Annotated in this window: 23 protein-coding genes and 1 tRNA gene; 10 read left to right on the forward strand and 14 right to left on the reverse strand. The window is 68.4% G+C overall.

All coding sequences use genetic code 11. The features are described 5' to 3' along the window. Positions 1–3: 3 nt before the first annotated feature. Positions 4–921 carry a cation diffusion facilitator family transporter gene (locus DW307_RS10185; protein ID WP_136024656.1) on the forward strand — a complete coding sequence of 306 codons (918 nt, stop codon included), beginning with the start codon at positions 4–6 and terminating at the stop codon, positions 919–921. A 32-nt stretch (positions 922–953) separates the two neighbouring features. On the opposite strand, the gene DW307_RS18285 is transcribed toward DW307_RS10185, so the two are convergent. Beyond that, positions 954–1,580, reverse strand: coding sequence for a MarR family winged helix-turn-helix transcriptional regulator (locus DW307_RS18285; RefSeq protein WP_231479799.1), 627 nt, complete (start codon positions 1,578–1,580; stop codon positions 954–956). Between the two features lie 119 nt (positions 1,581–1,699). Here DW307_RS18285 and DW307_RS10195 point away from each other — a divergent pair, with 119 nt between their 5' ends. Then, positions 1,700–2,434 carry a helix-turn-helix domain-containing protein gene (locus DW307_RS10195; protein ID WP_136024657.1) on the forward strand — a complete coding sequence of 245 codons (735 nt, stop codon included), beginning with the start codon at positions 1,700–1,702 and terminating at the stop codon, positions 2,432–2,434. A 61-nt stretch (positions 2,435–2,495) separates the two neighbouring features. Here DW307_RS10195 and DW307_RS10200 read toward each other — a convergent pair whose 3' ends face one another. Continuing rightward, on the reverse strand, positions 2,496–3,140 hold the full coding sequence (locus DW307_RS10200) for a TetR/AcrR family transcriptional regulator (RefSeq protein ID WP_136024658.1): 645 nt from the start codon (positions 3,138–3,140) through the stop codon (positions 2,496–2,498). A gap of 73 nt (positions 3,141–3,213) precedes the next feature. Between DW307_RS10200 and DW307_RS10205 the strand changes: the two genes are divergently transcribed. Both DW307_RS10205 and DW307_RS10210 read left to right on the forward strand, forming a co-directional pair. Continuing rightward, complete coding sequence (locus DW307_RS10205; protein ID WP_136024659.1) at positions 3,214–4,170, forward strand: alpha/beta fold hydrolase; 957 nt, start codon at positions 3,214–3,216, stop codon at positions 4,168–4,170. Further along, a complete protein-coding gene (locus DW307_RS10210) occupies positions 4,109–5,140 on the forward strand; it encodes an FUSC family protein (RefSeq protein ID WP_240750601.1) in 1,032 nt (343 codons plus the stop codon). Before DW307_RS10205 ends, DW307_RS10210 begins: the two co-directional genes overlap by 62 nt. A 46-nt stretch (positions 5,141–5,186) precedes the next feature. Here DW307_RS10210 and DW307_RS10215 read toward each other — a convergent pair whose 3' ends face one another. Both DW307_RS10215 and dcd read right to left on the reverse strand, forming a co-directional pair. Then, the gene (locus DW307_RS10215; RefSeq protein ID WP_136024660.1) at positions 5,187–5,690 is read right to left on the reverse strand and encodes a hypothetical protein; all 504 of its coding nucleotides are present in this window, start codon (positions 5,688–5,690) and stop codon (positions 5,187–5,189) included. A 1-nt stretch (position 5,691) separates the two neighbouring features. Continuing rightward, complete coding sequence (gene dcd, locus DW307_RS10220; protein ID WP_029264795.1) at positions 5,692–6,297, reverse strand: dCTP deaminase; 606 nt, start codon at positions 6,295–6,297, stop codon at positions 5,692–5,694. A gap of 102 nt (positions 6,298–6,399) precedes the next feature. On the opposite strand from dcd, the gene DW307_RS10225 reads away from it, so the two are divergent. The 3 genes from DW307_RS10225 to DW307_RS10230 all read left to right on the forward strand — a co-directional run bounded on the left by DW307_RS10225 (position 6,400) and on the right by DW307_RS10230 (position 7,075). Further along, positions 6,400–6,473: transfer RNA gene (locus tag DW307_RS10225), tRNA-Gly, on the forward strand. 55 nt (positions 6,474–6,528) lie between these two features. Next, positions 6,529–6,654 (forward strand): hypothetical protein, encoded by a 126-nt coding sequence (locus DW307_RS18345; protein WP_275090562.1) that lies wholly within the window; start codon positions 6,529–6,531, stop codon positions 6,652–6,654. Next, the gene (locus DW307_RS10230) at positions 6,644–7,075 is read left to right on the forward strand and encodes an RHS repeat-associated core domain-containing protein (protein WP_081859626.1); all 432 of its coding nucleotides are present in this window, start codon (positions 6,644–6,646) and stop codon (positions 7,073–7,075) included. Before DW307_RS18345 ends, DW307_RS10230 begins: the two co-directional genes overlap by 11 nt. Positions 7,076–7,877: 802 nt before the next feature. Here DW307_RS10230 and DW307_RS10235 read toward each other — a convergent pair. Next, positions 7,878–8,117: a DUF2283 domain-containing protein gene (locus tag DW307_RS10235; RefSeq protein WP_029264797.1), complete on the reverse strand. Its 240-nt coding sequence runs from the start codon at positions 8,115–8,117 to the stop codon at positions 7,878–7,880. A 166-nt stretch (positions 8,118–8,283) separates the two neighbouring features. On the opposite strand from DW307_RS10235, the gene DW307_RS10240 reads away from it, so the two are divergent. Beyond that, positions 8,284–10,110 carry an AMP-dependent synthetase/ligase gene (locus DW307_RS10240; RefSeq protein WP_136024661.1) on the forward strand — a complete coding sequence of 609 codons (1,827 nt, stop codon included), beginning with the start codon at positions 8,284–8,286 and terminating at the stop codon, positions 10,108–10,110. A gap of 17 nt (positions 10,111–10,127) precedes the next feature. Then, the gene (locus DW307_RS10245) at positions 10,128–11,051 is read left to right on the forward strand and encodes a DUF1295 domain-containing protein (protein ID WP_029264799.1); all 924 of its coding nucleotides are present in this window, start codon (positions 10,128–10,130) and stop codon (positions 11,049–11,051) included. A gap of 104 nt (positions 11,052–11,155) precedes the next feature. Here DW307_RS10245 and DW307_RS10250 read toward each other — a convergent pair whose 3' ends face one another. Next, positions 11,156–12,676, reverse strand: coding sequence for an FG-GAP-like repeat-containing protein (locus tag DW307_RS10250; protein WP_136024662.1), 1,521 nt, complete (start codon positions 12,674–12,676; stop codon positions 11,156–11,158). Between the two features lie 313 nt (positions 12,677–12,989). On the opposite strand from DW307_RS10250, the gene DW307_RS10255 reads away from it, so the two are divergent. Continuing rightward, on the forward strand, positions 12,990–14,546 hold the full coding sequence (locus tag DW307_RS10255; protein ID WP_136024663.1) for a serine hydrolase domain-containing protein: 1,557 nt from the start codon (positions 12,990–12,992) through the stop codon (positions 14,544–14,546). A gap of 26 nt (positions 14,547–14,572) precedes the next feature. Here DW307_RS10255 and DW307_RS10260 read toward each other — a convergent pair whose 3' ends face one another. Genes DW307_RS10260 through DW307_RS10295 form a run of 8 tightly spaced genes read right to left on the reverse strand, consistent with a single transcriptional unit; the run spans position 14,573 to position 24,316 of the window. After that, positions 14,573–15,982: a rhamnulokinase gene (locus tag DW307_RS10260; RefSeq protein ID WP_136024664.1), complete on the reverse strand. Its 1,410-nt coding sequence runs from the start codon at positions 15,980–15,982 to the stop codon at positions 14,573–14,575. Continuing rightward, positions 15,979–18,015 carry a bifunctional aldolase/short-chain dehydrogenase gene (locus tag DW307_RS10265; protein ID WP_136024665.1) on the reverse strand — a complete coding sequence of 679 codons (2,037 nt, stop codon included), beginning with the start codon at positions 18,013–18,015 and terminating at the stop codon, positions 15,979–15,981. Before DW307_RS10265 ends, DW307_RS10260 begins: the two co-directional genes overlap by 4 nt. A 48-nt stretch (positions 18,016–18,063) precedes the next feature. Continuing rightward, a complete protein-coding gene (gene rhaI / locus DW307_RS10270; RefSeq protein ID WP_021201643.1) occupies positions 18,064–19,230 on the reverse strand; it encodes an L-rhamnose isomerase in 1,167 nt (388 codons plus the stop codon). After that, positions 19,227–19,589 (reverse strand): L-rhamnose mutarotase, encoded by a 363-nt coding sequence (locus DW307_RS10275; RefSeq protein WP_021201642.1) that lies wholly within the window; start codon positions 19,587–19,589, stop codon positions 19,227–19,229. Before DW307_RS10275 ends, rhaI begins: the two co-directional genes overlap by 4 nt. A gap of 58 nt (positions 19,590–19,647) precedes the next feature. Beyond that, complete coding sequence (rhaS, locus tag DW307_RS10280) at positions 19,648–20,679, reverse strand: rhamnose ABC transporter substrate-binding protein (protein WP_029259382.1); 1,032 nt, start codon at positions 20,677–20,679, stop codon at positions 19,648–19,650. Positions 20,680–20,724: 45 nt separating this feature from the next. Beyond that, a complete protein-coding gene (locus DW307_RS10285; protein ID WP_021201640.1) occupies positions 20,725–21,777 on the reverse strand; it encodes an ABC transporter permease in 1,053 nt (350 codons plus the stop codon). Further along, entirely contained in the window at positions 21,774–22,766 is a 993-nt protein-coding gene (locus tag DW307_RS10290) for an ABC transporter permease (protein ID WP_136024779.1), read from the reverse strand. The genes DW307_RS10285 and DW307_RS10290 overlap by 4 nt, the downstream gene beginning before the upstream one ends. 23 nt (positions 22,767–22,789) lie before the next feature. Continuing rightward, on the reverse strand, positions 22,790–24,316 hold the full coding sequence (locus DW307_RS10295; RefSeq protein WP_021201638.1) for a sugar ABC transporter ATP-binding protein: 1,527 nt from the start codon (positions 24,314–24,316) through the stop codon (positions 22,790–22,792). Positions 24,317–24,352 lie beyond the last annotated feature (36 nt).

A 24,352-nucleotide genomic window follows, 5' to 3' on the forward strand; every position in this document is an offset into this window, starting at 1 on the left:
CGCGTGACCGTGTTCCTCGCCTTCCTCGCCAACATCCTCGTCGCGGTGGCGAAGACCGTCGCCGCGATCATCACCTCGTCGGCATCGATGGTCGCCGAGGCCGCGCACTCGTGGGCGGATGCCGGGAACGAGGTGTTCCTCCTCATCGCCGACCGCCGTGGGGCGAAGGCGAAGGATGCGCGGCATCCGCTCGGCTACGGGCGCAACGCTTTCGTATGGTCGTTGATCGCCGCGTTCGGGATCTTCACGGCCGGGTCGATCGTGTCGATCATGCACGGCATCCAGGAGCTCTCCGACACCGGTCCGGTGGAGAGCCCGATGGTGGCCTACATCGTGCTGGGGATCTCGTTCGTGCTCGAGGGTGCGTCGTTCACCCAGGCGATGGTGAAGTCCCGCCGACTCGCGAAGGAGCGCGGTTCGTCGACCTGGGACTTCGTGTTGGAGACGAGCGACACCACGCTGCGAGCCGTGTTCTTCGAGGATTCGGCGGCGCTCATCGGCCTGGTCCTGGCAGGAGGCGCCATCCTCCTGCACCAGATCACCGGCGTCGCCGCCTGGGATGCCATCGGCTCGATCCTGGTCGGTGTGCTCCTCGGCGTGGTGGCGATCATCCTCATCCGCCGGAACATCGCGTTCCTCGTGGGCGCGACGGCCGCACCCGAGCTGAGGGCGCGTGTGGGGAAGGCGCTGCTCGGCCTGCCGCAGATCGAGCGGGTGACCTACCTGCACATCGAATACGTGGGGCCGAACCGACTCTTCATCGTCGCCGAGGTCGACCTGGCCGGCGATGCGCGTGAGCACGATGTGGCGCGGCGACTGCGTGATCTGGAACAGCGGATCGAGGAGCACGAAGCCGTCGAGACCGCTGTGCTGTCGCTGTCGGTCGACGACGAGCCGTCGGCGGAGTTCGCTTCGGCTTAGGCAGACCCCGCAGCGCAGGCCGAGCCCTGTGCTCAGCGCTGCCAGTTGTCGGCGAGCTTGTTCAGCAGTCGGGCGAGCTCGATGCGCTCGTCGTCGGTGAACGAGGTGAGCGCGGTCGTCAGCATCTCGCGACGCTCCCCCCGCATGCCGCGAGCGAGGCGTCGGCCCTCGTCGGTCAGGGCGATGCGCGTGCGACGTGCGTCGTCGGGGTCGGCCTCGCGGCGCACGAACCCTCGCTCCACGCCCTGCTGCACCAGGCGGGAAGCGCGCGGCTGGTCGACGCCGATCGCCGCACCGAGGTCGCTCACGCTCAGCGGGGCGGATGCCGCGGCCAGCGCCTCCAGCATGCGCATGCGGGCCGGGCCGCCGAGCCGACCGGACGGGTCGGCCATCCACGGAGGCATCCCCGGGTGGCCGCGGTGATGCGCGAAGTGGTCGTGGGGATCGTCGCCGTCGTGCCCACCGTCACGGTCACCGTGCGGGCCGCCGTGCCAGCCGTGGGGGCCGCCGTGACCGCGACCGCGGCCGTCCACTCCTCTTCCCCCGGGGCCCCGCTCGCCGGGTCGCCGACCACGCAGGCGGGACAACGCCTGCGCGATGGCTTCGGCGGGATCCGGTGCGGCGTCGTTCGATTCGGCGTCGTTCGATTCGGTGGTCACCGTTCGATTTTACATGCGACTTGACATGCATTGAGAGTTCATGTCACACTACATGTACATGCACTGTGACATACACATGCACACTGACATCAAATCGACACCGACAAAAGGGACTTCCCATGAACACCTCTGAATCACAAAACGGGCCCGCACAGGGCCCCGAGAACACCGACCGCCCCTTCGGCTACTGGCTGAAGGCCGCCGACCGCCTCATGGCGGCCGAGTTCGCCACCGCCTTCGACAGCGAGCATGCGAGTCGTCGCGACTGGCGCCTCCTCAACATCGTCGACGGCACCGTCGCATCCGACCGTCCGCTGAGCGGCCACAAGATGCACCGACTCGTCGAGCGCGGCTGGGTCTCCCCCGAGGGAGACGGCTGGACGCTCACCGACGACGGCCGCGCAGCGAAGGAACGCCTCGGCGCCATCGTCGACGAGATCCGCGCGAAGGTCAGCGATGCCGTTTCCCCCGAGGAGATGGCCACCACGCTGGCGTCGCTCGAGAAGATCGCCCGCGCATTCGGATGGGACGAGGAGACCCCTCTCCCCCGCGGACGCCGACACGGCTTCCGCGGCCCGCGCCACGGACGCGGTTTCCCGCGCGGATTCGGACGCCCGTTCGGGCGCGGATTCGGCCCCGGACACGGCTTCGGCGCGGATGCGGATGCCGAGCACGGATGCCGCCACGGCGAGCCCGGCGCCGGTCACCGCGGTCGCGGACACGGACACCCGGGTCACGGCGACCACGGCGACCACGGACACCGCGGACACGGTCCGCACCGTGCGGAGCGCATCGCTCAGCACGCGTTCGAGCGCGGTTTCGACGCGGGCTTCACCCGCGGGCGCGACGCCTGACCGCGAGAAGAACGTCCGCGAAACGCCTCACCCGACCCATCGGGTGGGGCGTTTCGCGTCTTCAGAGCTCGAGCAGAGCGATGGCCGACTCGTCGGCACCCGCTGCGCGCAGCCGGGCACGCATCGCCGCGGCGGCGAGCGCATACGGTCGCGCGTCGTCCAACAGCAGTGAGCGCGAGTTGGCCTCTTCGTTCAGGGCGACCAGCTCGAACGCGAGCACCTCGGGGTCGGCGTCGACCTCTCCCGCGTCCGCCGCGTGACGCAGCTGCGCCTCGACATAGCCGTACCAGTCGACCAGCGCCGCGCGTACGGCATCGCTCACCGGTCCGGATTTCGAGTCGACGTCGGCGGCGGTCGCGGCGAAGAAGCACCCGCCGGTGAAGACACGGTCCTTCGAGTACGTCAGCGAGTTGCGCAGCAGCGCGGCGAGACGGTGCACCCCACGGGGGTATGCGCGCGCCGGCTCGACGATCCGGGCCGTGAAGATTTCGCGGGCAGCGGCGACCGTCGCCAGTTGCAGTCCCTCTTTGCTCTGGAAGAGCGTGGCGATACTGCTCTTGCTCGACCCCGAGGCCTCGGCGAGACGGCCGATCGTCAGCCCGTCGAGGCCCTCGACCGACGCGAGGTCGGTCGCGCTCTGCAACACGATGCGTCGCGACGCATCGCCGCGGGCTCTCCGCCCGTCCACGACCGCACTCTCCACCATCTGCCTAGTATACGAACGATCGTTCGCCTAATATACGTATGATCGTTCGTATTGTTCTGGCGAAGGAGCTCTCATGCCGTCCGTTCCCGCGCTGCTCGCCCGCAGCATCCATATCGCCGCCGCGGTCTCGCCCCGGATCGCGGGCGACATCGCCTACCGCCTGTTCTTCACGACGACTCCGCGGATGGCGGTGCGCGAGGCGGATGCCCCCACCCACGCCGACGCGCGCCGCGGAGGAATCACAGTGCGCGGCGTCGACGTCGCCACGTACGAATGGGGCGCCGGGCCACGAACCCTCCTGCTCCTGCACGGATGGCGCGGGCGGGCCTCGCAGTTCGCACCGCTCGTGCGAGAGCTCGTCGCCGAAGGGTTTCGTGTCATCGCGTTCGACGCCCCGGCCCACGGCGCCTCGCCCGGGCGGGGCACCGACATCCGGGACTGGATCGATGCCGCCGAGCAGCTGCAGACCGACCACGGACCGTTCGACGCGATCATCGGACACTCCTTCGGCGCATTGGCCGCACTGACCATCGCGCGGTCGACCGTTCCCACTCCGGCGGTCGTCGCGATCGCCGGAGCCGCGAGTCCCGACGCCTTCGTCGCCCGGTTCGCCGACGACCTCCGCCTCGACGACGCCACGACGGCACGCCTCTCGGAGCGGTTCCGTCGGAGGCTCGGCATGGATCGGTCCGAGGTGTCAGCGCGCTATGACGCCGCCCGTCATCCGCTCCCTGCCGGCACCGCACTCCTCGTCGTGCACGACCGTGACGACCGGCGCATGCCCGACCACGATTCCCTCCGGTTGCACGATGTCCACGGCGACCGCTCGCGCCTCGTCCGCACCGAGGGTCTCGGCCACACGCGGGTGCTGTCGGCGGATGCCACGCTCGATGCGGTCGTCGCCTTTGTCACGGGCGCATACCCCCTGACCGCGTCGAAGGATTCCGAGGGCGACGTAGGCTGGATCGGTGGCGGATTCCCGGGGAAGAGTGTGGACCGGCGTTCTGCGCGTCGAACCGCACCGCGGTGACCACCGGGTGGCGCTGCGCGCCGCGGTCAGTGTGGCGGTGCCGCTGCTCGTGCTGTGGATGCTGGGACGCCTCGACCTGAGCATCTACGCGAGCTTCGGGGCCTTCGCCGCGCTCTACGGGCGCCACGACGTGTTCCGTGATCGCATCCGGATGCAGGCCAGCGCGGGCGGTGTGATCCTCGCCTCGATGCTCATCGGCACCGCGCTGTCGGTGCTCGCCGCTCCCGCCGCGGTCAGCATCCTCGTCGTCGCGGTCATCGCCTCCGCCGTCACCCTGCTCGCCTACACGATGCGGTGGCATCCGCCGGGGCCGCTGTTCCCGGTGTTCGCGGTCGGGGCGTGCGCCACGATCCCAGCCACCGCCGCCTCGTTCGGCGACGTGCTCGTGGTCGGCGGACCGAGCGTGCTGTTCGGGCTGGCCATCACCGCGCTGGTCGGCATCTTCACGCGCAGCACCGGGGATGTGGCGCCGAAAGTCCGGCAGCCTGTCGGTCCCATCGCCGGGGAGATGGCGGTGTCGGTCGGCATCGCGATCGTGGGTGCGGGCTTCGCCGGTCTGCTGATCATGGATTCGCACTGGTACTGGGCGGCCGTCGGCGCGGTCGCCGCGGTCAGCGGGCCGCAGCTGAATGCCCGGGTGATCCGCGGCATCCAGCGCCTCGTCGGCACCCTGCTCGGCGTCCTAGTCGCAGCAGGCATCCTCGCCATCGACCTGCCGCCGCTCGCCGTCATCGCCCTCGTGGTCGTGCTGCAGGCCGCCGCCGAACTGTTCGTCGGCCGCAACTACGGCATCGCGATGGTGTTCATCACCCCGCTCGCACTGCTCATGGTGCACCTCGCCGCGCCGACACCGGTCGACATGCTGCTGCAGGACCGCGCGATCGAGACCGTGATCGGCGTGGCTGTGGGCACTCTGGTCGCCGTGGCGTCGGCGGCTCTCCGGCGCCGGCAGCTGCCGAGGCGGGCCTGAGCCTCAGCAATCCTGAGACTCAGCCGTCCAGACCCGCAGGCGACGCCTACGTGATCGACGCGAACGAGATCGATGCCGCGAGATCGACACCGGCGACGTCTGCGCCCGCGAACGGGAAGGTCGTGGTGTTCAGCAGGTATACGCCCACGATGATCGCGGCGACGAAGAGCAGGAACAGGAAGGCGAAGATCACGACGGTGAGCACGCGGTAGCCGCCCGATGTCGGAACCTCTGGCGCGACGGAGGGCAGCGCCCAGTCGTCGGCGACCGCGGCGGGCGGCTCCCCCTCGAGGATGGCGGGAGTCGGACGCGGACGGTCGGAACCACGACGCGTCGCGGGCGGAGGCGGCGGGATCACCGCGTCGGACGCGGATACGTCGGAGGGGATGTCCGCGGGTGGCGGGGTCAGCAGACCCTCCGGGATCGGGATCTCGGGTGGGGGCGGCGGGATGACGACGTCGGCGGGCGGGATCAGCGGCTCGTCCGGGAGGGCGCCCGGCTCGTCCGGGACGACCGGCTCTTCGGGCCGCGCGCCGCTGACATCGCTCATCTCAGCCTCCGACTGCTCCGACGTCGGTGGTGCCGACATCCGTCCGATGGAAGTTCTGGAACGACCGGGAGGCCGTCGGTCCGCGCTGACCCTGGTAGCGGTTGCCGTAGGGGCCGGATCCGTAGGGGTTCTCGGCGGGAGAGGTGAGCCGGAAGAAGCACAGCTGACCGATCTTCATGCCCGGCCACAGCTTGATCGGCAGAGTCGCGACGTTCGCGAGTTCGAGCGTGACGTGCCCTGTGAAGCCGGGATCGATGAAACCCGCGGTCGAGTGCGTGATGAGTCCGAGGCGTCCGAGCGACGACTTGCCCTCGAGACGTGCCGCGATGTCGTCGGGCAGCGTGACCTGCTCGAACGTCGCCCCGAGCGCGAACTCGCCGGGGTGCAGGATGAACGGCTCGTCGGGGTCGACCTCGATCAGGCGCGTGAGCTCCGGCTGGTCGACCGACGGATCGATGAACGGATACTTGTGGTTGTCGAACAGCCGGAAGTACCGGTCCAAGCGCACGTCGATGCTCGACGGCTGGATCATCCCGTCTTCGCGCGGTTCGAGGCCGATGCGGCCGGATGCGAGTTCTGCCTTGATGTCGCGGTCGCTGAGAAGCACGGGTTCAGCCTAGTTGCCGGGAGCTTCCGTCGTCGCGCCTGCTTTGGCCAACGGGCACCTGCCAGGTAGGCTGGCGTTCGCCCGCTCCTCGGATGCGGGTACGGGGCTGTAGTTCAATGGTAGAACTTCTGCTTCCCAAGCAGACAGCGCGGGTTCGATTCCCGTCAGCCCCTCCACCTGCCAGTTCGTCGTCGTGTGGTGGCCGGACTACGGCAACCTCCCCTGCCGGACATGCCGGAACTCATCGGGCCTTTCCGCAGCAACATGGCGGCCCTCGCCGTCCGCAACGGTATCCGCCAACAGCAGCGCCGCTCGGAGAAGAAGGCCCACGTCACCGTCATAAGTCCTGGACCGTGAGCAACATCGACGACATCGAACCGGAGGTCTTTCCAGAGGTCGCGCCCGATTCACCTCGACAAACGCTGCAGTCGCAGCGAACAACCTCCGCTACATCGGTGAGCACCAAGACAGCACCGGGGTCTACAAGCTCGGGGCGCGGTTCTATGACCCGGGCCAGGGCCGGTTCACCCAGATGGATCCCAGTGGCCAGGAACGAAGCCCGTACAGCTATGCCGCGTGCGACCCGGTGAACCTGTCCGACAGCACTGGCCTGGACGTCTCTGCAGACTGCTGGCGCCAAGCCGGAGCCCTCATCGGCCCGTGGATCGAGGCAATCGCGAACCCGCTTCCGTGGATGAAGGTGTACCACGTGGTCGAAGGCATCAACAACTTCAACGACGAGCCCAAGGAGGGTGCCTACTTCGTCTGCGACCAGTGAGCAGACGACAAAGAGAGGGCAGCTACGAGACTGTGGCTTCGGACCTGCACCGCACCGCATGGGCCGATTCGACCGCGGTGCAGGTCCGAAGCCCGGGATAGGGTGAGCGAATGACGGACCGTCCGGAGAATCAGCGACAACGACCCGCCGGGGACGAGGCGCAGGATCCTCGCGCCCGGTTGAACGAAGTGACTGCTGAACTCGAGGACATCTCTCGGCGACGGCTGCGGCGTCTACCGAACTCGTGGACTCCCGCTATAGAACGGCGATCCGAGCAGCTTGAAGAAGAGGCTGACCAGCTCCGGAACAGCCTTGGCGAGCCGCCAGCCACTGGACGCCCGCCGAAGAGAGCCTGGGTCGGGTGGGTGATTCTCGTCGGGGCGGTCATCCTCATAGCCGCCGCCGTCGCTGCATTCAACGGACTCTTCTAGGCCGCCGGGCGGACAGTCGCCCATTCAGCCGCTGACCGTGCGCCCGCACCGCGCACAGCCGCCATATGGCAGCCATCGTTACCCATTCCACCGATAGCCCGGGCGACTGTGCACTCAGTCCCAGGCAGCTAAGCAGGACGCGCGGCTCCGTTCTCGAGCAGGGGCGAGATCCAGATCTCCGATCTGATCTGATATTTTCTCTTGAGTTTGTCCGAAGTGGCTATGGAATGCGCACCTCACCAACTCCTCGAGTTCGGCGGAAACATCAGTCCGGAGAACACGTCGAAAGAGCCCCAGTAGTCCGAAATAGCTTTAGAAGTGACATCCATGAAACCCCCGGACTCCCCGGGGGTTTTCTCGTTCCCAGCCGGCTACGGCTCCGTCGTCTCGGTGCGGGTGGAACGATCGAGGTCTTGAGCCCGGAGGATTCTCGATGCGCGAAGGACTTCGATACCGAGGAGATGACCCTTCGCGTCGAAATCGAGGATGATCTCGCCCTCTCCGCGAGGGTCACGGATGCCGGCGACCTGGGCGGCGGCTTCGCCTGGGAGGAGTTCGCGCCCGATCGAGATGTAGGCGGCGTCCGCCTCCGGGTCGTACCTGACGCTCATCAACCGCCTCCTGCCGTTCCGACGACATGCCGTCTTCCACCACCGCGCTGTCCTCCGACGCGAGCCTTCAGATCATCCCATCCGAATCACCATCGGTTCCGAACAACGGTCGATGGGCGATATTCGTGCGCCCTCCGCACCGTATGCACGACCGAGAGAAGGCCCGATGATCGAATCGACGACACCGCCACTCGCCGCGCTCGACGGCTACCGCAACGTCACCGACCTGCTCGTGGCGCGCGCCGCTTCGGCTCCGGATCACGTCGCCTTCGAGGTCGAGGACGCGCGCTCCGGGTCGTGGCGGCCGATCACGACGCGCGCCTTCGAAGCCGAGGTGCGCGCGCTGGCGAAGGGCTTCATGGCCCAGGGCATCCGGGCGGGCGACCCGATCGCGATCATGGCGCCGACGCGCTACGAATGGGCCGTCGCCGACCTCGCCGCCTGGTTCGCCGGCGCCGTCGTCGTGCCGATCTACGACACGTCGTCGCCATCGCAGGTGGATGCCATCGTCGCCGATGCCGGTGTGCGCCTGGCGATCGGCGGTACCGCCGAGCACGCGGCACTCCTGCAGGACGCACTGGCGGTGTCGGACTCCGACACGATCGGGGCCTGGACGATGGATGCCGGGACATCCGCCGCCCTCGCCGCGCTGGTCGCGAGCGGCAGCGGCGTCACCGATGAGGAGCTCGAGGCCCGCAGGACGACCGCCACTCAGGACGACCCCGCGACGATCGTCTACACCTCGGGCACCACGGGCGAGCCCAAGGGCGTGGTCCTCACCCATCGGAACTTCCTCGGTCAGGTGCTGAACATCGCCGCGGCGTACAGCGAGATCGTGAACGAAGACGGCAACACCGTCATCTTCCTCCCGCTCGCCCACGTGCTGGCACGCGGCCTCCAGCTGATCTGCCTGGCCAGCGGCATGCGCATCGCGCACCTCTCCGACCCCTCGACGGTCGTCGCCACCCTCGACACGCTGCGCCCGACGTTCCTGGTCGTCGTGCCGCGAGTGCTGCAGAAGATCCAGGCGGCCGCCGCGGGCAAGGCCGCCGACAAAGGACTGGCGGGAGTCTGGGCGAAGGCCGAGTCGACGTCGATCGCCTGGGGTCGCCGCGCCGAGCGGGTCGATGCCGGCAGACGCGTCGCGAGGGACCGCGGCCTCCACGTGCGTCACCGCCTCTTCGACGCCCTCTTCTATCGGCGTCTGCGTGCCGTGATGGGCGGGCGCGTCGGCTACATCCTCTCGGGCGGAGCAGCCCTCGACACCGACCTCTCGCTCTTCTTCCGCGGCATCGGGGTCCCCGTAATCGAGGGCTACGGGCTCACCGAGACCACTGCACCGCTCACCGGCAACCTGCCGGGGCGTATCGCCTCGGGCAGCGTCGGCGCGCCCCTCCCCGGACTCACGGTGCGCATCAGCGACGAGGGCGAGGTGCTCGCTCGCGGCATCGGCGTGTTCGACGGCTACCGCAACCCGGCTCACGACGACGGCGCCTTCGTCGACGGCTTCTTCCGCACCGGCGACCTCGGTCGTCTCGATGCGCAGGGCCGGCTGATCCTCGAAGGGCGACTCAAAGACGTGATCGTGACCTCGAACGGCAAGACGATCGTGCCGACCCGCTGGGAGAGCGCGGTGGAGGCTCATCCACTCGTCTCGCATGCGGTGATGGTCGGCGAGGGGAAGCCGTACCTCTCGGCGCTGCTCGTGCTCGACCCGGAACAGGCCGCGGAATGGGCCGATTCCGAGGGGGTCAGCGTCAGCTCGAGGACGCCATCCGACATCCGCACGGTGGACGACCCGACGCTGCGCGCTCACCTGCAGCGCGCCGTCGACGCCGCCAACGCACTCGTGGCGCGCAGCGAGCAGGTCCGCCGGTTCAGCGTGGTCTTCGCCGACCTCGACGACCGCGGGCTCGTCACACCCACCATGAAGCTCAAGCGGAGCGTCGTGCTGGATCGCGCGGCCGTCACCGTCGAAGACCTGTACCTCTGAGAAACAGAAAGCACACCATGTCCTCCCCCACGCCCTCCGACGCCAAGTCATCCCGCTCCTCGGTCATCGCGATCCTCGCGGCCCTCGTGATCGGCGCGCTCGTCGCGGTCGCCGGCAGCCAGAACGGCGCGACGATCGGCGGCATCCCGCTGTTCGCCCTGGCCGTCGCGGCCGCGTTCGCGATCCAGGTCATCGCGTTCATCCCGGCGATGCTCCTGCAGACCGAGCGATTCTTCGACCTCACCGGCAGCCTCACCTTCTTCGCGATCTCTGCGGCGCTGGTCCTGCTGACGCCACAGCCCGACGCGCGCAGCTGGATCCTCGCGGGGATGGTGATGCTGTGGGCGGTGCGCCTCGGATCCTTCCTGGCCCTGCGCGTGCACAAGGCCGGCTCGGACGGACGCTTCGACCAGATCAAGGGCTCCCCATTGCGGTTCCTGCAGGTGTGGATCATCCAGGGCGCGTGGGTGTCGCTGACCGCGGCCGCGGCATGGATCGCGATCAGTGCGGACTCCGCCACCCGCGCACCCATCGGATGGCTGACCGTCGTCGGGATCGTCGTGTGGGTTCTCGGCATGGTGGTCGAGATCGTCGCCGACGCGCAGAAGTCGGCATTCCGTGCAGACCCGCGCAACCGGGACGAGTTCATCCGCACGGGACTGTGGTCGCGGTCGCGCCACCCGAACTACTTCGGCGAGATCGTGATCTGGGTGGGTGTGTTCGTCACCGCCGCCCCCGTGCTCGTCGGATGGCAGTGGATCGCGTTGCTCTCGCCGCTGTTCGTGATCCTGCTGCTCACCCGGGTCAGCGGCATCCCGCTGCTGGAAGCGCGCGCCGAGAAGAAGTGGGGCGATCGCGCCGACTACATCGCCTACCGCGAGAACACGCCGGTGTTGATCCCGAAGCTCACGCGGGGCGCGGTGCAGGAGACGGCGGCGTAGGAGCTACGGACGGGCGGGCGGAGGACGCAAGCGACTTGACGTGGGAGCCGAGCGCAGCACGCGAGCCCCTGACCGCAATCCGCGCGGTCAGGGGCTCGCCTGGGTCAGCGAACCACGAGCAGGTTATGGTCAACCGAGGCAGAGTTGATTGCTTGCCACGACGACGCTGCGCCGCTCGACATCCACCACTGTCCGACACCAATGTTGGGCCAGAAGACATCTGCCTTTCCATCACCCGTGAGGTCGGCAAGCTGAAGCTGTTCGCCCGGGACGTTGGCGCTCGTCAGGAGCGACCACGCGGTGGTGCCGCCGTAGGACACCTGCCAGTTTCCGGTGGCCGGATTCGGAAGCAGGACGTCATCCTTACCATCGCCATCGATGTCGCCGAACTTCAGAAGTGCGGCGCTAATGCCGGCAGTGTTGATGATCTGCCAGCTGCTCGCCCCACTCTCGGAGAGCCACCATTGTCCGTTCGGGTGGGCATAGAAGACATCGTCCTTGCCATCGCCGGTGAGATCAGCGATACGCAGGCTCGTTGCCGGAACCGACGTCGCCGTGATCGTCCAGGCGGAGTTTCCCCCGTAGGAGATCCACCATTGGTTCGTTCCCGCGTTCGCCCAGAACACGTCCGCTTTACCGTCGCCGTTGAAGTCACCCAGCTGCAGTTCGTGCCCGGGGATACCGTTTGCGGCCGAGAGGAGCGCCCACGCGGTGGTTCCCCCATAGGAGACATACCAGTTGCCCGTCGCCGGATCCGGCCAGAAGACGTCAGACTTTCCATCACCATCGAAGTCAGCGAACTGCAACACGCCCGGCGCTACCCCTCCCGTATTGATTGCGTTCCACGCGCTCGTTCCGTTCTCCGAGACCCACCACTGTCCGTTCGGGTGCGAGAAGAACACATCGGCGATACCGTCGCCCGTGAAATCGGTGTTGTTCGCAGATCGCGGAATGGGGCAGCCCTCGTAGAAGCTGACCCCCGGCGACGCCGGGCAGACGTCGATCACGTTGGGGATCCCATCGCCATCCGTGTCAACGGGCGGCGCCACCGCACCCCCTAGGCCCGGGAAGGTGCCCGGCATCCAGGTACCTCGCGTGACGTTCGACAGACATGTGAAGCTGTCATTGATCTGACCATAGAGCGCACCGTTCCGATAGACCTCGAAGTGCAGGTGGAGGGCCGGCGAGTTCCCTGTATTTCCCACGACCCCGATCGGAGTTCCTTGAGAGACGGGCGTACCCACCGCGAAGGGCGTCGCGGAAGCCATATGCGCGTAGCGCGTGACATAGCCCCCCGCGTGCTGAACTTCGACGAGGTTGCCGTAACTGCCACCCGAACTCTTGGACTTGATGGTGCCGTCCGCGGCAGCCACGATCGGGGTGCCACCTTGGCCCGAGATATCGATGCCGTCGTGCTTGCGGTAGTTGCCTCGGCAACCATCGCCCACCTTCGACTGAATGTTCCCGGACGCCGGGTAGACCATGGAGTCCGAAGGCGCAGCCGACGCCGCTTCGGGAGCAGCGGCCTGCGGATAGACGAGCGCGACCGCGACGACGAGCGCAACGAATCCGGCGCGCACCTTCCGCCCTCCTGCGATACGAGCCATTGACGATTTTGAGTTCATGCGTAAACCATAGGGAACTCATACCTTGGCCCGCTGTCCCCTCTTCGGCCTACAGACGCGCGCCCGGATGCATCGATAGTGTGAGAGACCCTCCTTTCGTGAGGACGAGCGCCTACTCATCGCGGCCGCTCGGACCCACCTATCGGACCGAAAAGTCGTCCGCGCGTCGACTTCGTCTGCCCGCACACATCGGGCCCCGACACTCGGTGCCCGCGGACATGACTTCGCCCGCCCGGCACGAGAGTGTGGAGACGAACCGGCGTTCTGCTTGAGAGCACCCGCCGCGAGAGCACGCCCGAACAAAGGAGTCTCCATGTCCAGCGAAACCCTGGTCGTGCCGCTCGTCGACCAGCTCGACGCATTCTTCGGTCAGTACACGGCTGCGGGTCAGTCGCCGGGGCTCGTGTACGGACTCGTCGGCACCGACGGACTGGAGCACACCCGGGGGTTCGGGACCGCCGACGACGACGGCACCGCCCCTGACGCCGACACGGTCTTCCCGATCGCCTCGATGACCAAGAGCTTCGTCGCACTCGGCGCCCTGCTCGCCCGAGACCGCGGGCTCCTCGACCTGGAAGCCCCCATCACCGACTTCTATCCGGAGTGGCACGGCACGGTGGGTGACGAACCGGCTGCCGCCCCGACGCTGCGGCAGCTGCTCAGCATGGGCGGCGGACTCACCGAGGACAACTCGTGGGTCGACCCGTTCCTGGGCCTCTCCGAGGCGGAGCTGGTCGAACGGATCAGACCCGGCTTCAACTACAGCACCCATCCGGGAAGCGCCTTCGAGTACTCGAACATCGGCTTCACGATGGCCGGTCTCGCCGTAGGCAAAGCCGTGAGCCGACGCGTGGAGGACTGGGTCACCGACGAGATCCTGCATCCGCTCGGGATGAACAGCACCTGGTTCGACAACCGCGCACCGGAAGAGGGATTCCGCCGAGCGGTCGGCTACTCGCTGAACACCGACGGCGACTGGGTGGGGTTCCCTCCCGCCGTGTCCGATGCCATGGCCGCCGCCGGCGGCATGGAGTCGACGATCAACGACCTCAGCATCTGGGTGCGCTTCCTCGCCGCCGCCACACAGCCCGCGTCGACACCCGCGAGCAGTGACGATGCCGTCGTCAGCCGGGCGTCACGGCGCGAACTGCAGCGCATCCATCAGGTCGACATCCCGTCGCTCCAGGCACGCCCCGAAGGCACCTGGAAGTTCGTCACCGGGGGCTACGCGCTCGGACTCTTCGTGCGCGAAGACCTGCACCGCGGACGCATCGTCACGCACAGCGGCGGCCTTCCGGGATTCATCCTGAACATGGTGTGGCACGCAGGATCCGGGAAGGGCGTCGTCGTGTTCACCAACAGCCACCGGAGCAACCCGGTCGCCCTGTCGGAGGACGCCCTGTTCCGCGCCCTCGCCTTCCACGACACCCCCGCCCGCACCGTGCAGCCGTGGCCGGAGACGCATCGGCTGATGTCCGCCGCCGACGAGCTGATCCGCTCCTGGGACGACGGTACGGCCGCCGCGATCTTCGCCGACAACATCGACTTCGACCGCCCGCTCCCCCAGCGCCGAGCTGCGATCGACGAGCTCATCGCCCAGGTGGGCCCGCTGCTCCGCGACCGCGGCGCGCCCGAGGTCGTCTCCGCGGCGACCCCGGCAGACATCACCTGGTCGATCCCCGCCGAACGCGGCGAGCTGATCTGCATGATCCACCTCACCCCGGTGCGCCCCGCACAGATCCAGGAGTTCGAGGTGATCGCCGTGGAGCGGAGCGTTCCGCGTGCCGCACGACCGACCGACATCTCCGCCCGGCGCCGCGCCTACGCCCGACCGACCGTGAGCTCGCTGCCGAACACGCGCGTGCTCTGAGCCGCGGCCGCGTTCCCGACGTCGCGTCAGCCTCGCGGATCGAATCGGCGCACCGGGTGTGTCGCCGCGACGAGCGCGCGCAGCCCCTCCAGGTCGGCGGCAGCAGCGCCCAGGGCACGCGCCTGCACGAGCACGTTGCCGAGAGCGGTCGCCTCGACGGGACCGGCCAGCACCGGGAGCCCGGAGCGATCGGCGGTGGCCTGGCAGAGGAGCGCGTTGAGCGAGCCGCCCCCGACGAGGTGGATCACGTCGACGTCGCGGCCCGAGAGGGCGGACGCCGTCCGCACGGTCGCGGCGAAGGCCGCCGCGATGCTCTCCACGATGCTGCGCGCGAACGCCGCACGGCTCGTCGGAACAGAGGCCCCGTCCGCCTGGATCAGCGCGGCGATGCGGGCGGGCATGTCGCCGGGCGCGCTGAGCGAAGGATCGTTCGCATCGAACAGCGGCACCCCATCCGAGACCGCGGCTGCCGCAGCGAGCAGCTCCGCCAGATCGATCGACGCGCCGTCCTCCCCCTCCCACGCCCGCACGCTCTCGCTCAGCAGCCACAGACCGGTGACGTTGTGCAGAAAGCGGTATCGACCATCGACGCCGAGCTCATGGGTGAAGTTCGCCTCGCGCGCGGCGTCCGTCAGCACGGGTTCGGTCAGCTCCAGTCCGACGAGACCCCACGTGCCGCACGAGATGTACGCGGCGGAAGGCGACGTCATCGGCACGGCGACCACTGCCGAGGCGGTGTCGTGCGAACCGACTGCGATCACCGGGAGGTCGGCGCCGATCCGGGCGGCGAGATCCGGACGCAGCGACCCGATCACCGCGCCGGGGTCGATGAGCGGAGGGAGGATGCGCGACGGGATGCCGATGCGCGATGCGAGCTCGGTGTCCCACTCCCCGTCGTCCACTCCGAGCAACCCCGTCGTGGAGGCATTCGTCCGCTCCGCCGCGCTGACGCCCGTGAGCAGGAACGCGATCAGGTCGGGGATGAGCAGCGCCACGTCCGCGTCCGCGATCCGCTCGTCGACCCGGTACTGGTACAGGGTGTTGAAAGGCAGGAACTGCAGTCCGTCGCGGGCGTAGAGATCGGCGAACGGAACGATGTCGTGCACCTCTGCGACGCCCCGGGCGGTGCGGGAATCGCGGTAGTGGAACGGCTCGGCGAGAAGAGCGCCGTCCGCGAGCAGCCCGTAGTCGACGGCCCAGGAATCGATCCCGATGCTCTCGATCGCCGGTTCGCGCCGTACCGCCTCAGTCAGACCCGCCACGACGTGCTCGTACAGGGCCGAGAAGTCCCAGTGCAGACCGTCGTCGCGCTCCACAGGGCCATTGGGGAAGCGCGACACGAGCTCGAGCTCGAGCCTCCCCTCCCCGATCCGCCCGATCATCACACGGCCGCTGGTCGCCCCGAGATCGACGGCCGCGACCGCGCGCACGCTCATCGCAGGAACGCCGCGGCGACGCCGGAGTCGACGGGGATGTGCAGACCCGTGGTGCGGCTGAGCTCGGGACCGGTCAGCACGTAGACGGCGTCGGCCACGTTCTCGGGCACGACCTCGCGCTTGAGGATCGTGCGGTTCGCGTAGTACTGACCGAGGTCTTCTTCGGCGACGCCGTAGGTCGCGGCACGGTTCGCGCCCCAGCCCGAGGCGAAGATGCCGGAGCCGCGGACCACGCCGTCGGGGTTGATGCCGTTCACACGGATACCGTACTCGCCGAGCTCGACCGCGAGCAGTCGCACCTGGTGCGCCTGGTCGGCCTTGGTGGCGGAGTAGGCGATGTTGTTGGGGCCGGCGAAGACCGAGTTCTTGGACGAGATGTAGATGATGTCACCCCCGAGCTTCTGGTCGATGAGAACGCGGGCGGCGGCCTTGGACACGAGGAACGATCCCTTGGCCATCACGTCGTGCTGCAGATCCCAGTCCTTCTCGGTGGTCTCGAGCAGCGGCTTCGAGAGCGAGAGCCCGGCGTTGTTGACCACGAGGTCGACACCGCCGAACGCGAGCACCGCCTCGTTCAGGGCGGCCTGCACGGCCTCGGCGTCGGCGACGTTTGCCGCGATGCCGATCGCGACATCGGTGTTGCCGAGCTCGGCGGCCGCGGCCTGCGCCTTCGAGGCGTCGAGGTCGGCGACGACGACACAGGCGCCCTCGGCCGCGAGGCGGGTCGCGATGGCCTTGCCGATGCCGGATGCGGCGCCGGTGACGAAGGCGATACGGCCCTGGTGCGACTTCGGCTTCGGCATGCGCTGCAGCTTGGCCTCCTCCAGCGCCCAGTACTCGATGTCGAACTTCTCGGCGTCGGAGATCGGCGAATAGGTCGACAGGGCCTCGGCGCCACGCATCACGTTGATCGCGTTGACGTAGAACTCGCCGGCGACGCGGGCGGTCTGCTTGTTCGCACCGTAGGAGAACATGCCGACACCGGGGATCAGCACGATGAGCGGGTCGGCACCGCGGATGGCAGGAGACGTGGCCGTCGCGTGCGCGTCGTAGTACGCCTGGTAGTCGGTGCGGTACTGCTCGTGCAGCTCGTGCAGGCGCGCGATCTGCTCCTCGGCGGACGCCGTGGCCGGCAGGTCGAGGATCAGCGGCTTCACCTTGGTGCGCAGGAAGTGGTCGGGGCAGCTGGTGCCGAGCGCGGCGAGGGCGGGCGCCTGTTCCGACGCCAGGAAGTCGAGGACGACGTCGGCGTCGGTGAAGTGTCCGACCATCGGCTTGTCGGTCGAGGCGATGCCCCGGATGGTGCCGGCGAGGGCCGCAGCGCGCTCACGGCGCTCGGGCGCGGGGAGGGCCTCGAAGCCCGAGCGGACGCCGCCGAACGGGTCGGCCTTGCCGTGCTCGGCGATGTAGGCGGCGGCGGTGTCGATGATCCAGAGGGAGTTCGCCTCGGCCTCCTCCGACGTGTCGGCCCAGGCGGTGATGCCGTGCCCGCCGAGGATGCAACCGATCGCCTGAGGGTGCTGCTTCTTGATCTCGGCGATGTCGAGTCCGAGCTGGAAGCCGGGACGACGCCACGGCACCCAGACCACCTTGTCGCCGAAGATCTTCGTCGTCAGCGCTTCGCCGTCGGCCGCGGTGGCGATCGCGATGCCCGAATCGGGATGCAGGTGGTCGACGTGCGCGGCGTCGACCAGACCGTGCATGGCGGTGTCGATCGACGGGGCGGCACCCCCCTTGCCGTGCAGGCAGTAGTCGAAGGCGGCGACCATCTCGTCTTCGCGGTCGAGTCCGGGGTACACGTCGACGAGCGCGCGCATGCGGTCGAGGCGCAGCACGGCGAGACCGCTCTCGGTCAGGGTGCCGAGGTCGCCGCCAGAGCCCTTGACCCACATCAGCTCGACCGGCTGGCCCGTGACGGGATCGGTCTCGGTGCCCTTGGCCGAGGTGTTTCCTCCGGCGTAGTTGGTGTTCTTCGGGTCGGCGCCGAGGCGGTTCGACCGGGCGATCAGAGCGGCGGCGGTGGCGTTGGTCATCTCAATGTCTTTCGAAGGGATCACGGGAGGGGAACAGAGGACCTGCGGTCAGGCACCCCAGCCGGCCTGCACTCCGCCCACCCGCTCGGCGGCGATCCGCTCCTGGTAGCCGGAGGCGAGATAGGCGGCCATCGGATCGGCGGCGAGACCGCGCGACTCCCGCCATTCGGCCAGGGCGGGCCGCACGTCGGTGTAGAAGGCATCCATGAAGAGGGCGTTCGCGGCGAGCACGTCGCCCGACCTCTGGGCAACGGCGAGCGCGTCACGGTCGACGAGCAGCGCACGCGCCGTCATCTCCTGCACGTTGAGCACCGAGCGGATCTGGCCGGGGATCTTGTCCTCGACGTTGTGGCACTGGTCGAGCATGAACGCCACGTCGGGGTTGTTCAGGCCGCCCCCGCGGATCACCTCGAACAGGATGCGGAACAGCTGGAACGGGTCGGCCGCGCCCACGATCAGGTCGTCGTCGGCGTAGAAGCGCGAGTTGAAGTCGAACGAGCCGAGCTTGCCGAGGCGCAGCAGCTGCATCACGATGAACTCGATGTTCGTGCCCGGGGCGTGGTGGCCCGTGTCGAGGCACACCATCGCCTTGTCGCCGAGCGCGCTGACCTGCGCGTACGAAGTGCCCCAGTCCGGGACGTCGGTGTGATAGAACGCCGGCTCGAAGAACTTGTACTCGAGCACGAGGCGCTGGTCGTCGCCGAGGCGGTCGTAAATCTTCTGCAGCGAGTCCTGCAGGCGGTCCTGGCGCCCGCGCATGTCGGCCTGGCCGGGATAGTTCGACCCCTCGGCCAGCCAGATCTTGAGGTCGCGGCTGCCGGTCGCATCCATCACGTCGATGCAGGCCAGGTGGTGGTCGATCGCCTTCCGCCGGATCGCGGCGTCCTCGTGCGTGAGGGCGCCGAACTTGTAGTCATCGTCCTGGAACGTGTTGGAGTTGACCGTGCCGAGGGTGACTCCGTGATCCTCGGCGTGCGTGCGCAGATCGGAGTACGAGTCCACCACGTCCCACGGGATGTGCAGCGCCACCGCGGGAGCGAGTGCCGTGTAGCGGTTGACCTGGGCGGCGTCGGCGATCTTCTCCCACGGATCCCGCGGCGTGCCGGGGGTGCCGAACACCTTGAAACGCGTGCCGGAGTTGCCGAAGGCCCAGCTGGGGAGCTCGATGCCCTGCTTCTCGAGGATGGCGAGGTTCGAGGGGGTGAGGATGCTCACGATGCACTGCTTTCGTTCTGGAGACCGGAGGAGGAGAGCTGGTCTTCGAGGTGGAACACCTCGGGAAGTGTGGGGGCGGCCTGGTCCGGTCGGCCGTCGAGGCCGACGAAGAAGCGACTCATCTCGGCCTCCCAGCGCGCGGCGACGGGCGACGCGGCGAGATACGCCTGGGCCGCGGCGTCGTCATCGGTCTCGTAGTAGCCGATGAGCTCACCGTCGGGAGCGAGGAACAGCGAGTAGTTGCGGCGTCCGGCCGCCGCGATCTCGGCGAGCATCTCCGGCCACACGGGCGCGTGACGCTCGCGGTACTCGTCCAGGAGCTCCGGTCGCACCTGGAGCTTGACGCATACGCGGGTCATGAGGGCCTTTCTGCGAGCGCCCGGCCGACCACTGTGCCGGCCGGGCGCCCGGTGTCCATCAGAAGTCGAACTCGCCGATGTTGTCGGCGTTGAACACGAACGGGTCGCCGAGCAGCACGACGCCGTCGTCTCCGACCGTGTACTCGCCGAGGTCACCGGCGGTGAAGCTGTCGCCCTTCTTGCCCGTGATGTCGCCCTCGATGAGCGCCTGCGCCGCGAAGGCCGCGAGGTAGCCGAGGTCTTCCGGGTTCCACAGCGCGAACGACGTGACGGTGCCGTCCTCGACGTATTCGCGCATCTGGTTCGGGGTGCCGAGACCGGTGAGGGCGACCTTGCCCTTGTAGTCGGAGGTGGACAGGTAGCGGGCGGCTGCCGCGATGCCGACCGTCGTGGGCGAGATGATGCCCTTGAGGTCAGGGTGGGTCTGCAGCAGGGCCGCGGTCTTGTCGAACGACGTCTGGTCGTCGTCGTCGCCGTAGACGGTCTCGACGAGCGTGATGTCGGGGTAATCGCTGGCGAGGTACTCCTTCATCAGGTCGATCCAGGCGTTCTGGTTGGTCGCGTTGGCCGAGGCCGAGAGGATGGCGATCTCTCCGGCGCCGCCGATCTGCTCGGCGATCTGGTCGACCTGGACCTTCGCGATGCCCTCGGAGTCCGCCTGGTTGATGAAGACGTCGCGGCATTCCGGGTTGGTGTCAGAGTCGAAGGTGACGACCTTCACGCCGGCGTCGCGCGCTTCGTTCAGCGCGTCGCAGATCGCCTTCGGATCGTTCGCCGAGACGACGAGTGCTCCGACACCCTGCTGCGTGGCCGTGTTGATGTAGCTGACCTGCGCATCGGGGGTGGCTTCGGCCGGCCCGACCTCGGCGAACGTGCCGCCGAACTCCTCGACGGCCGCCTTGCCGCCCTTGCTCGACGTGTCGAAGTAGGGGTTTCCGAGGTTCTTGGGCAGGAAGGTGATGGCGAGGTTGCCGTCTCCGCCGCCGTCGCCGCCGTCTCCGCTGCCGGTGCTCGCGCATCCGGACAGGGCGACCGCTGCGGCCACCGCGATGGCGGCGAACGCGGTCACACGCTTGCGTGCAAACATCATTGTTCTGTTCCTTTCGTGAGGGGTGCCGCTATTGCGGCGTCGGCGTCATGAAGCTGTGGGTGCGGCGCCGGTGGTCGAACGTCCTGGTCTGCGCCGAGCCTTCTGCAGCCAGGCGAGGAAGCTGGCGGCGACCACCGAGACGATCAGCAGGGCGCCGGTGATGATGTTGATCACGTCGGAGGTCACGTTCATCAGTCGCAGCGCGCTGGCGAGTGAGCCGATGAGCAGGGCCGCGGCGACGACGCCGTAGAGCTTTCCCCGCCCGCCGAACACCGAGACCCCGCCGAGGACGACAGCGGCGATCACCTGCAGCTCGAGGCCGGTGGCGTTGTCACCTCGCGCGCTGCCGTAGCGGAGCGTGTAGAACACCCCGGCGAACGCGGCGACCACTCCGGAGAGCACGAAGAGGATGAACTTCGTCCGCTCCACGTGCACGCCCGAGAACCTGGCGGCGTCCTTCGACAGTCCGATCGCGTACACACCACGCCCGAACGGGGTGTAGTGCAGCAGGAGGATGAAGCCCACCAGCAGGAGTAGGAAGGGGATCATGACCACGGGGATCGTCGTGCCGGCGAGCTTCGCCTTGGCGAGGTCGGTCCAGAACTCGGGGAACTCCGTGACCGCCGCGGTGCCGAGCAGGCCGACCGCGAGGCCGCGGAACAGCGCGAGGGTTCCGATGGTCACCGCGAGCGAGGGCAGGCCGACGACGGTCACGAGGAACCCGTTGAAGGCACCGCCGACCAGACCGACGAGCAGCGCGGCGAGCGCGGCGACCTCGAAGGGGATCCCGCCCTGCACGAGCGCTCCGGTGACGACGCTGGAGAGCCCCACCATGCTGCCGACCGACAGGTCGATCTCGCCGGTGATCATGACGAGCGTCATCGGCAGGGCGATCAGGAGGATCGGGGCGATGTCGAGGAGCAGGTAGGTGAGCGTGATCGGCTGACCGAAGCCGCGCACCGTGCTCGCGGAGGCGATGACGACGAGGACGAGCAGGGCGACGATCGCCATCTCCCTCGTGAGGAGCACACGCCGCCAGAGCGGCTTGTCGAAGTCGCGGATCACCCGGGTGGTCGCGGTCGCGGTCGCGGCGGTCATGACTTGTCCCTCGCTTCGATGAGCCGTCGTTTCTGGCGGACGGCGAGGACACGGTCGAGCACGATCGCGCCGATGATCAGGAGGCCGACGACGGCGCGCTGCCAGAAGTCGGGGATGCCGAGGATGGGAAGGGCCCGGTTGATCGTGAGCAGCAGCACCGCACCGATCGCCGCCCCCCAGACCGAGCCGATGCCGCCGGTGATCGCGACGCCGCCGATCACGGCCGCGCCCACCGCGTCGAGCTCCCACCCGGCTCCGGCCTGCGAGTTGATGGTGCCGTAGCGGGCGGCGTAGAACACCCCGGCGAGACCGGCGAGCGCACCGGAGACGACGAAGGCGGTCAGCACGCGGCGCGTGACGCGGAGGCCGTAGAGCTCCGCGGCCGCGGGATCGGATCCGATCGCGTAGTACTCGCGGCCGCCACGGGTGTTCTTCATGTACCAGGCGGCTGCGGCGAGCACGATGAGTGCGACGATCGTGAGGATCGGGATGCCGATGAGCTGCCCGGTGCCGAGGGCGAGGAAGTCCTTCGGCATGTCGGAGGCGTTCACCCGGTCGCTGCCGGTCCACAGCACGTTGATGCCGCGGTAGGCGTAGAGCGTGCCGAGGGTGATCACCATGGCGGGCACTTTGGCGAAGGCGACCAGCGCCCCGTTGATGAGTCCGAGGAGGGCTCCGAACACGACGGCGGCCACCACCACGATCATGATCGGGATGCCGGGGACGTCGATGAACAGGCGACCGGTGAGGTAGGCGGTGAGCCCCATGACCGAGCCGACCGAGAGGTCGACGTTGCGGGTGATGAGGACGATGGCCTGTCCGACGGCGACGAGCACGAGGATCGAGGGCGTGAGGAGCAGGTCGCGCCAGCCGTCGGGGCTGAACAGGAAGTTGGAGTTGTTCGTCGTGGCGGCGATGATCACGAGCGCCAGGGCGAGGAGGATGCCGAACTCTCGCGCCCTGCCGAGGGCTGCGAACCTCTTCGTCATCGAGGAGACGGGGATGGCGGTGGTCACGAGGAGAGCTCCGATGCGTGCGTCGCGGCGTACATGACGTTCTCGGAAGTGGCCTCCGAGCGGGCGATCTCTGCGGTGATCCGCCCCTCGCGCATGACGAGGACGCGGTCGGCCATGCCGAGCACCTCCGGCAGTTCGGACGAGATCATGAGGATTCCCATGCCCTGCCCGGCGAGCTCGGAGAGCAGGCGGTGCACCTCGGACTTGGTGCCGACGTCGATGCCTCGGGTCGGCTCGTCGATGATGAGGACCTTCGGCTGCGTGGCGAGCCACTTGGCGAGGACGACCTTCTGCTGGTTGCCGCCGGAGAGCGTCGCGGCGACCGTGTCGAGGGCGTGCGTCTTGACCTCGAGCCGGGTGGCCCATTCCCGGGCGGCGCGGTTCTCGATCCCGGTGGTGAGGAAGCCCAGCTTCGCGAGCTGGCGGCGGATCGAGAGGGTGATGTTGCCGCCGACGCCCGATTCGATCACGAGTCCCTGCTTGCGGCGGTCTTCGGGAACGAGCGCGAGACCGGCCCGCATGGCATCGGTGGGGCGGTTGCGCGGGATGCGCGCGCCCTGCATCGTGACGGCGCCCTCGCGATAGGGGTCGACCCCGAACACGGCACGCGCGACTTCGCTGCGGCCGGCTCCGACGAGACCGGCAAGGCCCACGATCTCGCCCGCGCGCACGGTGAACGAGATGTCGTGGAAGACACCGGGGCTGGTGAGGTTCTCCACCTCGAGCAGCGGAGCGCCGACCGTGGTCTCCTGCTTGGGGAACAGCTCGGTCACCTCTCGACCGACCATCTGGTGCACGATCTCCTCGACCGAGGTGTCGGCGATCGCACTGGTGGCGATGTAGGCGCCGTCGCGCATGACGGTGACGGTGTCGCAGAGGGCGAAGACCTCGTCGAAGCGGTGCGAGATGAAGATGAGCGCGCGGCCCTCGTCGCGGAGGCTGCGGGCGATCGTGAACAGGCGCTCGACCTCGACGCCGGACAGAGCGGCGGTGGGCTCGTCCATGACGAGAAGGCTCGCGTCGAGCGAGACGGCCTTCGCGATCTCGATGACCTGCTGATCGGCGATCGAGAGGCCCTCCGCCGGACGGTCGGGGTCGATGGTCACGCCGAGCCGGGTGAACAGGCGCTCGACCTCGTGCCGCATGGCCTTGCGATCGATCCGTCCGAAGCGCCCCGTGGGCTGGCGGCCCATGAAGATGTTCTCGGTGACCGAGAGGTCGGGGAAGAGCGTCGGCTCCTGGTAGATCACGGCGACGCCCGCGCTCTTGGACTGTGCGGTCGAGGTGAAGTCCACGTCTTCGCCGTGGAACCGGAAAATCCCTTCGTCGCGCTGGTACAGGCCGGCGACGATCTTCACGAGGGTCGACTTGCCCGCCCCGTTCTCGCCGACCAGAGCGTGGATGGAACCGCCGTCGACCGACAGCGTCCCGGAACGGAGAGCGACCACCGCACCGAACGACTTTCGGATGTCGCGGAGCTCGAGCGCCGGTGGAGCACCGGGAGCCCCAGAGGGAATCGTCATTGATCGGACCTAAACTGCAGGATCATCCCTGCGGAT

Source organism: Microbacterium sp. K27 (genome assembly GCF_004794435.1).
GTDB lineage: Bacteria > Actinomycetota > Actinomycetes > Actinomycetales > Microbacteriaceae > Microbacterium > Microbacterium maritypicum_A.